This is a genomic window from Mesorhizobium sp. M4B.F.Ca.ET.017.02.2.1 (genome assembly GCF_003998955.1).
GTDB classification, from domain to species: Bacteria; Pseudomonadota; Alphaproteobacteria; order Rhizobiales; family Rhizobiaceae; genus Mesorhizobium; species Mesorhizobium abyssinicae.
In genome coordinates this window covers 1-11,797 of record NZ_RZOF01000196.1, presented here as the reverse complement: position 1 = coordinate 11,797, position 11,797 = coordinate 1, and the positions used below count along the sequence as shown (strand labels likewise).

At 63.6% G+C, this 11,797-nt stretch carries 9 protein-coding genes and 1 pseudogene; 4 read left to right on the top strand and 6 right to left on the bottom strand.

The genetic code is table 11. The annotated features are described in order from the left end of the window. Window positions 1–3 precede the first annotated feature (3 nt). The 3 genes from EN738_RS21515 to EN738_RS21505 are packed head-to-tail and all read left to right on the top strand — an operon-like array spanning window position 4 to window position 5,479. Window positions 4–2,469, top strand: a complete 2,466-nt coding sequence (locus tag EN738_RS21515; RefSeq protein WP_348629101.1) for a type I secretion system permease/ATPase — start codon at window positions 4–6, stop codon at window positions 2,467–2,469. A gap of 12 nt (window positions 2,470–2,481) precedes the next feature. Continuing rightward, window positions 2,482–3,822 (top strand): HlyD family type I secretion periplasmic adaptor subunit, encoded by a 1,341-nt coding sequence (locus EN738_RS21510; protein WP_127285474.1) that lies wholly within the window; start codon window positions 2,482–2,484, stop codon window positions 3,820–3,822. A 34-nt stretch (window positions 3,823–3,856) separates the two neighbouring features. After that, on the top strand, window positions 3,857–5,479 hold the full coding sequence (locus tag EN738_RS21505) for a GNAT family N-acetyltransferase (RefSeq protein WP_127285473.1): 1,623 nt from the start codon (window positions 3,857–3,859) through the stop codon (window positions 5,477–5,479). 60 nt (window positions 5,480–5,539) lie between these two features. On the opposite strand, the gene EN738_RS21500 is transcribed toward EN738_RS21505, so the two are convergent. Continuing rightward, entirely contained in the window at window positions 5,540–6,580 is a 1,041-nt protein-coding gene (locus EN738_RS21500) for a proline racemase family protein (RefSeq protein WP_127285472.1), read from the bottom strand. A 95-nt stretch (window positions 6,581–6,675) separates the two neighbouring features. Between EN738_RS21500 and EN738_RS21495 the strand changes: the two genes are divergently transcribed. Continuing rightward, window positions 6,676–7,638, top strand: coding sequence for a dihydrodipicolinate synthase family protein (locus tag EN738_RS21495; protein WP_127285471.1), 963 nt, complete (start codon window positions 6,676–6,678; stop codon window positions 7,636–7,638). 167 nt (window positions 7,639–7,805) lie between these two features. Here the strand turns inward: EN738_RS21495 and EN738_RS21490 are convergent, their stop codons facing one another. The 5 genes and pseudogenes from EN738_RS21490 to sctQ all read right to left on the bottom strand — a co-directional run bounded on the left by EN738_RS21490 (window position 7,806) and on the right by sctQ (window position 11,544). Then, the gene (locus tag EN738_RS21490) at window positions 7,806–8,633 is read right to left on the bottom strand and encodes a DUF1445 domain-containing protein (protein ID WP_127285470.1); all 828 of its coding nucleotides are present in this window, start codon (window positions 8,631–8,633) and stop codon (window positions 7,806–7,808) included. 171 nt (window positions 8,634–8,804) lie between these two features. Next, window positions 8,805–9,620 (bottom strand): type III secretion system export apparatus subunit SctT, encoded by an 816-nt coding sequence (sctT, locus tag EN738_RS21485; RefSeq protein WP_127285469.1) that lies wholly within the window; start codon window positions 9,618–9,620, stop codon window positions 8,805–8,807. 9 nt (window positions 9,621–9,629) lie between these two features. Next, window positions 9,630–9,899: a flagellar biosynthetic protein FliQ gene (locus EN738_RS21480; protein ID WP_127285468.1), complete on the bottom strand. Its 270-nt coding sequence runs from the start codon at window positions 9,897–9,899 to the stop codon at window positions 9,630–9,632. 21 nt (window positions 9,900–9,920) lie between these two features. Beyond that, window positions 9,921–10,571 (bottom strand): annotated as a pseudogene (gene sctR, locus EN738_RS21475) (type III secretion system export apparatus subunit SctR); the annotation flags it as partial. Beyond that, a complete protein-coding gene (gene sctQ, locus EN738_RS21470; RefSeq protein ID WP_189605912.1) occupies window positions 10,564–11,544 on the bottom strand; it encodes a type III secretion system cytoplasmic ring protein SctQ in 981 nt (326 codons plus the stop codon). The pseudogene sctR and the gene sctQ, both read right to left, overlap by 8 nt. Window positions 11,545–11,797: the final 253 nt, after the last annotated feature.

Genomic DNA, 11,797 nt, shown 5'->3' with positions numbered 1-11,797 from the left:
GGAATGGCGCCCCCGGCCTTGAGCCCGCAGGCTACTGCACCGAAGGCTCCGGTGGCTGACCCCGTCAAATCCGCCCTGTCCATGCAGGAGAAGCGGCCTGAGCAAGGGCCAAATCCAGTTCAGCAGCCGGCAGCGCGTTCAGACGGAGTGCCGCCAACCGCGCCGGCCGCAAAGGCGGCGCCGGCGGCCGACAGGTCGAACCCCGCACCCTCCGCTCAACCGGCCAGACCGGTTGAGGAGCGGCATTCGAGCCAGAACGCCGCCGCCGGCGCTCCAGCCATTGCTTCCACGCCGGCGAGCGCTCCCGAGCCGACGCCGGCGCCGCAAAGACCCGGATCCGCACAGCCGGTGCAGGAGCCGAGGCCGGCATCGCCGAGCGAGAGGAACGGCGCAACGGCCGCACCAGCGGCGGCAAGGCCGGAGCCCCCGCCCCAGCGTGGACCCGAGCCCAAGGCCGCGTCCCCGATCGAGAAGCAAGGAGCCACAGTGCCGCCGGCGGCTGCAAGGCCGCAACCAGCGCCGCAAGGCACGGCCGCCCCCCAAGCCAAGGCGGTGCCGGAAACGCCCGAAAAACCATCGAAATCCGAAATGAAGGATGTGCCCAAGTCGCCAGGCATGATCACCATAGACGGCGACACTGGTCCGATCGTGGCAAGGGAGCGCACCTCCGATGGCGGCGATCCCCCGCGCGGCGACGACAATGGCCGGCGGGGCGGCGGTGGCGGCGGCAGCGGCGCCTTCCACAAGCGCCTCGGACCGGTTGATTTCGGCGCCTCCCTCAAGGCCGGTTTGAGTGCGGTCAGGAAGAACCTGGCGATCGTGATGATGTTCACCGTTGCCTGCAACATGCTGGTCCTGGCGATCCCGATCTACCTGTTCCAGATTTCGGATCGCGTCCTGACCAGCCGCTCGGCCGACACGCTGGTCATGCTGACGGTGGTGATTGTCGGTGCCGTCGTGCTGCAGGCGATGTTCGACGCGCTTCGCCGCTTCATCCTGATGCGCACGGCGGTCGAAGTCGCGGCCCAACTGGGCGCGCCGATCCTCAGCGCCGCGGCCAGGGCCTCCCTCAACAGCAACGGCAAGGAATATCAGGTCCTGGGCGACCTGCAGCAGCTGAGAACCTTCCTGACATCCGGCACCCTGCTGTCGTTCCTCGATGCGCCCATGGCTCCCTTCATGATGCTGGCGGTGTTCCTGATCCATCCGCATCAGGGGTTCATCGTCGCGGCCTCGGCACTGATGCTGCTCATGATCACGATGCTCAACCAGCGCGCGACGGCCGCCGCTTTCGGCGAAGCCAACGCGCATCAGAGCAAGGCCAACATCCATCTCGATTCCATGTCGCGCAACTCCCAGATCATCAATGCGATGGCGATGATTCCGGAGGCGGTGAAGATCTGGGGCAAGGACACGGCCAACTCCCTTCGCGCCCAGGTGATCGCGCAGGACCGCAACATCGTCTTTGCCTCGCTGTCGAAGGCGGTGCGCCTCCTGACCCAGGTGACGATGCTCGGCTGGGGCGCTCATCTGTCGATCGAAGGTCATCTCACCGGCGGCATGGTCATCGCCGCCTCGATCATCGCCGGTCGTGCCCTGGGCCCGATCGAAGGCGCCATCGAGGGCTGGAATCAGGTCGTGCATGCGCGCGCCGCCTACGGCCGGATCGCATCGCTTCTGCAGTCGTCGCCGCTCAATTTCGAACGGCTGAACCTGCCACGTCCCGAAGGCCGTCTCGACGTCGAACGCCTTCTCTTCGTGCCTCAGGGAACCAAGCGGGTGGTGCTGAACGGCATTTCCTTCGCGCTGTCGCCGGGCGACTCGCTTGCCATCATCGGCAATTCGGGCGCCGGCAAAACGACCCTGGGCAAGATGCTCGTCGGCTCCATCCTGCCGACATCGGGCAACGTCCGGCTGGACCTCATGGATCTGCGCAACTGGGATCCGCGCCAGTTCGGCGAGAACATCGGCTATCTGCCGCAGGATGTTCAGCTGTTTCCCGCTTCGATCAAGGCCAACATTGCCCGCATGCGCGACGACGCAACGGACGCCGAGATCTATCAGGCCGCCGCGCTTGCCGACGTCCATGAGATGATCTCCACCTTGCCGCACGGCTACGAGACCTTCGTCGCCGCCGACGGCGCACCGCTTTCCGGCGGCCAGAAGCAGCGCGTCGCCCTTGCCAGAGCCTTCTTCGGCAATCCCCGCCTGGTCGTGCTCGACGAGCCGAACTCGAACCTGGACTCGGCGGGTGACGCGGCGCTGGAACGAGCTCTCCAGCACGCCAAGGAGCACAAGATCACGGTTATCACCATCACCCAGCGGCCATCCCTGCTGAAGAGCGTCGACAAGATACTCCTGCTCGTCAACGGCACCGTCGCCCTGTTCGGCATGCGCCAGGATGTCCTGCAGGCATTGGCGTCGCGCGGGCTCAGCATCGAAGGCGGGGCGTTTGGCCAGATCCAGTAGGCGGGCAATCACATGACGACCGACATCGCGAAAGTTCACGACATAGAATGGTACTCCGAGGTGCCGCGCTCGATCTGGAAGCAGACGGCGGTCGGCTTGCTGCTGATCACCGTTGCCTTCGGCGGCTTCGGCACCTGGGCGTCCACGGCGCCGCTGGCGTCCGCCGTCATCGCCCAGGGCAGTTTCGTCGCCACCGGGCAAAACAAGATCGTCCAGCATCTCGAGGGCGGCATCATCAAGGAAATCCTGGTCAGCGAGGGCGACCATGTCAGCCTCGATCAGCCGCTGATCAAGCTCGATGAAACCGCCGCACAGACCAACGAGCGGCAATTGTTCCTGCGCAAGGCCCGGCTCGAGGCAATTTCGGCGCGGTTGAACGCCGAGGTGCAGGGCAGCCCCAGCATCCAGTTCCCGGCGATCGTCCTCGACAACCGCTACGACCCGGAAATCACGCCGATCATGGAGAGCCAGCAGCTCAATTTCGAGGCCGCGGAACGCAAGCGCGACAGCGAGATAGCGCTGTTCGACCAGAACAAGAAGGCGATGGAATTCCGCAACGAAGGCATCGACGAGCAGATCTCGTCGGTCCGGCGGCAATTGCAATTCCTCAAGGAGGAATACCTCGGCAAGCAAAAGCTACTCGACCAGGGCCTGATCCGCGGAACCGAGGTCAAGGCGATCCAGCGCGCGATGGCCGACGCCGACGGACAGATCGGCAAGATGGTGGCGGAAGTCTCCGAGAACCGTGAACAGATCGTCAGGTTCGAGCAGCAGATAAGCCAGACGAAGGATGCCTATCGCCAGGCCGCGCTTCAGGAGTTGCAGAGCCTGGAGGCCGAACTGGACGCGGTGCGCGAGCAGTCGCGGGAGGCCGAGAATGTGCTTCGCCGCGTCACCATCAACGCCCCCGTGCCCGGCACGATCATTCGCATGTACTACCACACTGCCGGCGGCGTCATCGAGAGCGGCAAGGCCATCCTCGAGATCCTCCCCTCCGATGTGCCCCTGGTCATCGAGGCGCAGGTGCCGCGCACCGACATCGACAACGTCAAGGTCGGGCAGAAGGCTTCGATACGGCTGATCGCGCTCAACCGGCGCACCACGCCGGTGCTGGAGGGTGAGGTGTACTATGTCTCGGCCGACGCATTGCCGGAGATGAGCGGCCCCACGCCCAAGGAAGTCTATCTGGCGCGCGTGCGCTTGCCGGCAAGCGAACTGGCGAGGGTGCATGGCTTCCAGCCGACGCCCGGAATGCCGGCCGAGATCCTCGTGCAAACCCAGTCGAGGACGTTCTTCAGCTATCTGACGAAGCCGATCGCCGACAGCATGGCGAGAGCCTTCATGGAACAGTGAGCAACAAGGAAAGAGGAATTATTCGGGGGGCACCATGCAGATCGATGTCATTGCGACAAGGGAGGCCCTGAACGGGCTCAGGCAGAACTGGGACGACCTTTACGAAAAGGATTCCGAAGCCCAGTTCTTCCTCTCCTGGACATTCCTGTCGTCCTATGTCCGCCGCTATGAGGGCGGCTGGTCGGTGCTGGCGGCCCGGCCGGGACCGAAAGGGACTCCGTATGTCGCGCTGCTGCCATTGCGGCTGCGCACCAGGCTGAACAAGAAGACCGGCTTCTGCCACAACGAAATCAATATGGCCGGCAACTACGCGGCCGACTATGCCGGCATCGTTTGCGCGCCGGGCTTTGCCGAACGCGCCATCCCGGCGCTTGCCGGCCATCTGCTGAAGATGAACTGGGCCAAGCTGCATCTCGAAAATCTGCGCATGTCCGACAAGAGGCGGCGCCTGCTGCTCGACAATCTCGTCGACAAGCGGCTCACCGCCCAAAGGATGCAGCGCGTCAACAAGACCGACAATGTCGACAATTGCATCTGCCCGGCCGTTGCCCTGCCGGGAAATTGGGACAGCTATCTCGAGCAGAACACGAGTTCGAACACCAGACAGAAGATCAGACGCTTCCTGCGCAAGCTGGACAGCTCCGACGAGTTTCGCATCACCCATGCCGACGCCTCGACGATCGACCGCGACATCGGCATCATCCTCGAAATGTGGCGCATCAAATGGGCGCCGCGCAAAGGCAACCTGATCCCAGGCCTGATGCGGTCCAATCGGATATTGTTCAAGGACGCCTTCGCGAGCGGCACGCTGTTCCTGCCGATCCTGTGGCAGGCAGACAAGCCGCTCGGCGGCCTGGCGTTCCTGGTCGACCCGGTCAAAAAGGCGATGCTCTTCCATCTCGCCGGGCGCGACGAGACCGCCAACGACATTCCGTCGGGGCTTGTGCTGCATGGCTATTGCATCCGCCGTGCCATCGAGCAGGGCTTCCGCAGTTACGACTTCCTGCGCGGCAACGAGGCCTACAAATACTCCTACGGCGTCGAGGAAACCGCCATCCACTGTGTCCTGGTCAAGACCAGGACTGGTCGCAATCTCGGTGACCGGCTTGACCCGAGATCCGTCGGCAGCGTGCTCGAGCAGGCGACCAAGTTCCATGAGGCGGGCAATCTGACCAATGCCGAGAACGGCTATCGCCAGATTCTCGAGGTCAATCCCCGCCATTCCCGCACCCTGTACGGTTTGGGACAATTGCTGGCGGCCAAGGGCGACCACTGGTCGGCTGCCGATACCTTCGCCACGCTGGTCGATATCGCCCCTCAGTCGCTCAAGGCGTGGTCGAGGCTCGCCATCGAGTACCAGGCGCTAAGTCGCCACGCGGAGGCCGCGGACGCCTTCCGCAAGGTGCTGGAGCTCAATCCGGACCTTCCCGGGGCGCAATACGGCCTAGGCCGCAGCCTGGCGCAGTTGCGGCAGATGGACGAGGCCGCGAAGGTCCTGAGCGCGGTGCAGGACAAGGCCGACAAACCCGTCGACCCCGTGCTTCGCGCCAAGGCTCGTGTGCAGTTGCAGAAGCTGAAGGAGGAAGCAAACCCCTGCTACATCAGGCTCGAGCCAAGCAATGCCAGGTCGCCAATCCTTGAGCAGGCGGGCGCTTAGGGCAATTCCAGGAAAATGTGTAACGCTTTTCCGTCCCGAGCTTCGCCCTGACGTTGGGCTCTACTGCTTCACGGAGGTGGAGGTGCCCCAGGTGTCGGGCAGCACATAGCCCTGGGGGTATGGATCCGTCGGATCGAGATAATAGGCATGCTCGCCGGTGATCCAGGCCCGGCCGGTGATCTCCGGAACGATCGCCTTGCGACCGCCGATTTCCGTTAGCTCCACGATCCTGCCGGTGAAGCGGGAGCCGATGATCGATTCATGGATCAGAACCTCGCCTACCTGCATCAGGCCCCTCGCTTGCAGGACCGCCATGCGGGCCGACGTGCCCGTCCCTGTTGGGCTGCGGTCGGAGCGTCCCGGCGAGACGATGCAGGTGTTGCGAGTGACGTTGCCCGGACCCTGGAACGGCATGGCGAACTGCACGATCGAGACACCGCGTACATGCTCGAACTCCGGATGCACGACATCGAGCTGCTCGCGCGCGGCGTGCCTGATCTTCTCGCCGGCCACCGCCAGTTCGCGGGCCTCGTCGGGAGCGACCGAAAAGCCGAGCGCCTTGGCATCGACGATGGCGTAGAACATGCCGCCATAGGCGATGTCGACGGTGAGCGTGCCGAGCCCCTCGACCTCGATGCTGGCATCGAGACGTTCGGCGAAGGCGGGCGCGTTGCGCAAGGTGATCGAGACGCATTTGCCGTCGCGGCATTCGGCGCGCACCTCGATGACGCCACCCGGCATGTCGAGCTTGAAGCGCGTCTCCGGCTCCTGCATCGGCACCATGCCGGTCTCGAGCAGCACCGTGGCGACGCAGATCGTGTTGGAGCCAGACATCGGCGGGTATTCCGTCGGCTCCATTATGATGGCGCCGGCGGCGCAATCATCGCGCGTCGATGGAACCAGGAGGTTGACGTGGCGCGCGACGCTGCCGCGCGGCTCGCAGATCAGCATCCGGCGGATGTGGTCGTGATCGCGTTCCATCGTGACCATCTTTTCCATCATCGTGCGGCCCGCCGGCGGCAGCACGCCGCCGACGATGACGTCGCCGACTTCACCTTCGGCATGGCAGCCGACGACACGAATGCTTGTTTTGGTGCGCATTGTTTCTCCCTGGCCTCCGCCACTATTTGCTTGGCAAGCAGTGCCGCTCCGGGACAAACTGGTCAATCTGCCAGCCAGCCTCAAGGAGAATCCCAATGGGCGCCAATATCTTTTCCGGCTGCATGCCGGCCTTGATGACACCCTGCACGGAGGACCGCCAGCCCGACTTCGAGGCGCTGGTGCGCAAGGGGCGGGACTTGATCGCGGCCGGAATGTCTGCCGTGGTCTATTGCGGCTCGATGGGCGATTGGCCGCTCCTGACCGACGAGCAGCGCATGGAAGGCGTCGAGCGCCTGGTGAAGGCCGGCGTGCCGGTGATCGTTGGAACCGGCGCGGTCAACACCGCCAAGGCCGTGGCCCACGCCGCCCACGCCCAGAAGGTCGGAGCGAGGGGCTTGATGGTGATCCCGCGCGTCTTGTCGCGCGGACCGTCGGTGACGGCGCAGCGCCACCACTTCAAGGCGATCCTCGCCGCGGCGCCGGATCTGCCCGCGGTCATCTACAACAGCCCCTACTACGGCTTTGCCACGCGCGCCGACCTGTTCTTCGCGCTGCGCGCCGAGCATCCGAACCTCGTCGGCTTCAAGGAGTTCGGCGGCCCGGCGGATCTGCGCTATGCGGCCGAAAACATCACCAGCCGCGACGATGAAGTCGCGCTGATGATCGGCGTCGACACCGCCGTCTTCCACGGCTTCGTCAATTGCGGCGCATCCGGCGCCATCACCGGCATCGGCAACGTCCTGCCGAAGGAGGTCCTGCATCTCGTTGGGCTGAGCCAGGCGGCCGCCAGGGGCGACGTCGAGGCCCGCCAGCGCGCGCAGGAGCTCGAAGCCGCGCTCGCCGTTCTCTCCTCCTTCGACGAGGGTCCGGACCTGGTGCTTTATTTCAAGCACATGATGGTGCTGAAAGGGGATCCCGAGTACCGGCTGCACTTCAACGAGACGGATGCCCTGACCGACAGCCAGCGCGGCTATGTCGAAGCGCAGCTCAAGCTGTTCGACACCTGGTATGCCCAGTGGTCGAGTCAGCCCGGCGTGATCGCGAGATATGCGGCCTGAAACCGGTCGAGATCATCTCCGCGCCATAAGCCGAAGGCAGGGGGCCTTTCATCTATGCTGGCGGCGGCGCGGTGTCCGCAGCTCGAATTGCCATTACCAATTCGAGCCGCAATCATGGCGAGCAGTGGCCGATCGTCAGGAAGCAATCGTTTTCCTGCGCGGCCAGGCTAATAGACCTTGAATGCACCCGCACCCGCTCGTGCATCCACATCGGTGATCAGCATGTGTCCCGGCGATACCGTGATCGAGATCGCCAATTCGGCACGAGCAAGAGCATCCTGGGCGGTCAGGCTGCTGCCCCAAAATACAGGAACCTCCCCGTCCATGATTTCGACCGCATCGCCCCAGTCGGGAGCCATCAAGTCCTCTATCCCGATGATGGCGGGCTCTCCGACATGGATGGGAGAGCCATGGGCGTGCGGAAAACGTGCGGTAAGGGCGCGAACCTTGTCGACGTCGCACTGTCTTATCGGCCGCATGGAGACGACCATCTCGCCACCAAACGGTCCGACGCCGCGGGTCTCGATCCTGGTTCGGAATTTGGGCAAGGCGTTGCCGGAGCCGATGCTGCGGAGCTTGATGCCCTTGGCGACAAGGGCGGCTTCGACCGTCAGCGAACTGCCCAGCGCGAAAACGGCGAAGTCATCGCGCCACAGGTCGATGATGTCCGTGGTCTGATGGATCACTTCCCCGAAGCAATAGATGTTGTACTGGGGCGCGTCGGTGCGGATGTCGATATCACCCAGTGCCGGGAGCAATGGGCTGCCGACACGGCTGACGCCCACCAATGGGCAGGGTTTTGGGTTTCGGACGCAGAACTGGTGGAAATCGCCGGCAAAGCTGCGAGGCACGATCACCACATTGGCCTGGAGCTTGCCGCGCGCAAGCCCGCCCGTGTGCCCTTCATAGGCACCCATCCTGACCAGTCTGCGGAGCCTGTCCGCATCGACCAGTCGCAAATTGTCATAGAACAATGAAGTGGTCAGGCGAGCCATGGCTTCCGAAGTGAGATGCACGTTTCAGAGACACGTCGAGAGCGCGTAAGATCATCGGCGGGTTGGCCGCTTGTCAAATTGTCAGAATCTTTCCCCAACGATAAATTGTATTTATTGGTCGGCCAATGGTGGCTGCTATTATTATTAGCGTTTGCGAATAAACCTTTTCGTTCACGGGCAGCCGCGGCAGCCGATCGCCTCTATCTGCCGGCCAGCTTCGTGCAGGAAGGCAAGGTCCCGGTTCATGTAGAACAGCAGGAAAGCCGCATAGAGGACAAACACGAGGCTGAAGACCAGCGTCTTGACGACCAGCGAAAGCGCAAAGACGTTCAGGTGCGGCGCGGCGCGCGCGAGGAAGGCAAGCACGATGTCGGACAAAAGCATGCAGATGATGAGCGGGAAGACGAGTGTCAGGGCCATCATCAGGATGCGGTTCAGCAAACCGAGGAAGATGACGGCGGCATCCTTGCTGAACACGGGCATGAGCTGGTCGATCGGCCAAAGGCCATAACTGTCATAGAGGCTGGTCAGGGAAAGTTCGAAGCCGCCGGCGGCCAGATAGACCGTGACCATGATGACCGCGAGCAAGGTGCCGGTGGCACTCGTCTCGTGGGTCATCATCGGGTCGATCAGCGTTCCCATCGTCGAGCCGCGCTGCAGGTCGAGGATGTCGCCGGCAGCCTCCGCCGCCCAGAACGGTATGCCCATCGCCAGCCCGAGCGTTACCCCGACCACGACCTCCTTGAGCATGTAGAGCACAATCATCGTCGTGGTGATGTCGGTGCTCGTCAGCTTGTTTACGATCATCGGAAAGACCGGAACCGCCAGCGCCAGAGCCACGCCGTTGCGCAGCAGCCCGGATAGCGGCACCCGCGAAAAGAGCGGCATCAAGAGCATGAAACCGGTCATGCGCGCGAGCGCGAAAGCGCCGGCCAGGAGATAGAACTGAAGCTCCTTTATCGACGCGAAGAGTGGTTCGACCGGCATCCGCGTGCCTCAACGCGTGACGACGGGGAACTCGTCCAGCGCCGTCGAGGCCTGCTCCGCGATCTGCTGTCCAAGCAGCGGGCCGACGACGATGATGACCAAAAGGATCACGACGAGCTTGATCGTCTGCGGCAAGGACTGGTCCTGAATCTGCGTCAGCGCCTGGGCAAGTCCGACAAGGATGCCGACCGCCAGCGCCGCGATGATCGCCGGGCTGGACGCGAACAGCACCGTCCAAAGCGCGCCTTGGACCTTCGCCAGGATGAAGTCATTGCTCATGCAAAATCCCCGGCGGCGTCAGCCATAGCTCAGGATGAGGCCATGCATCAGCCGCGACCAGCCATCGATGGCGACGAAAAGGAACAGTTTCAGCGGTATCGAAATGAGGACCGGCGAGACCATGATCATACCGAGCGTCATCAGGACGTTGGCGACGACGATGTCGATGATGAGGAAGGGGAGATAAAGCAGGAAGCCGATCTCGAACGCGCGGGTAAGCTCGGAGGCGACAAAGGCGGGAACAAGGATCGAGAGATCGTCGTCCTTCAGGTTCTGGCGCGCCTCTTCCGGCCACAGGCGGCTCGTTCCGTCGAGGAAGAACTTCCGCTCCTGTGGCTGGGTGAATTTCATCAGGTGTCGTTGCAACGGTTCCCTGACCAGCTGCGCCGCCCTGGCCAGGTCATCGGTCGTCTGGAACTGGACCTGCCCCTCCTGAAGCCGCCCCGACATCTCGCTCAGCAACGGCGTCGTGACGTAGACGGTGAGCACCAGCGCTATGCCGTAGAGCACCAGATTGGGCGGCATCTGCTGGACGCCGAGCGCATTGCGGATGAGAAACAGCACGACCGAGATTTTCAGGAAGCCCGTCATCGTGACGACCGCCAGCGGCAGCAACCCGACGAAGCCGACGGCGATCAGAATGCCGAGCAGGTTGGGCGAATTCTCAAGCATTGTCGAACATGCGCACGATCCGCACGCCCAGGCTTGCGCCGATCCGCACGATCTCGCCACGACCGACACGCTTGCCGTTGGCGATGATGTCGACACTCGCCTCCGTGACATCGGCGAGGGCAACGACAGAGCCGGGCGCAAGCTGCCTTATCTCGCCGACCGGCATGGCCGTGCGGCCGATCTCGAAGGCAAGCGCGACCGGCAGCTCGTCCAAAGTCGACTCTTCCAAGGTCCGGTCGGCTGGCGGCGGCGTGTTCTCGTTCATGGTCCACTCCCAATTCGATCCAGCGATTGCGGTCGGCGCGGCAAGCAATTGCGGCCCATCGGCAGTCAGGGCCACCGGCGCATAGAGACGCTCGGCAATCACCAGCGCCGCCATGCGTTCCTCCTCTGCATCCCTGAAAAGCACCACATCGTCAGGCTGCAGGCTCCGCAGCTCGCCAAGGGTGATCGCAAGCGGGCCACGCCGAAGGTGGACCGGCAGCGGAAATCCGGCCGGGATCGGCGGCCTCGCCTTGCCGAGCTCGTCGAGAAGGCGGCCGATCCGCGCCGCCAGACCGCCGTCGTCAGCATGCAAGACGCAGTCGATCGCTTCATCCTTGCCGGTCAGGACAAAGGCGAATGGGATCTCGCCCGAAACGGCGTCTTCCGGTGCGATCGAGGTGATCGCGATCCTCTCGCCCAGCCTGTCCTCGATCCAAGCGAGATCGTCCTCGAACGTGGCCTCCAGCAGCAGAGCGGCGTGAGCAGGCGCCAATCGTTGCACGTCGAGGAGTTCGTCCGCCCTGGCCAAGCCCCGTTCGACAACAGAAAGCGGCAGGCGCAATTTGACGATCGCGTCCCCGACGGTGAGCGCAATGGTACGAAGCTGCTCGTTGGCAAGGTTCGGTGCCGGCCAGACCGCCGCGATCGCCATGGCCTTCCCCGCAACCGTGATCTCGGCAGGAGCGCGGCGGCGGTAGAAGGCGTTCAATGCACCGACGTCAACCGGCGCAACGGATTCCAACGTCAGCAGCTCGCCGACGCTCGACCGTGCGGCCGCGCGCTTCGCCGGTTTTGACCGCGTTTTCCTTTTTGCCGACGCGAAGGCTTGAGGCATCAGATCCATATTCACGATCACGGATTGGGGCTATCGTTCTGTAGGCAAGCGCGATGGACCGCGCTCCTCCTCCTCGGAAAGCTCGGCAAGCGCCAGGCGACGACGTGCGGTGCGCCTGGTCAGGTGC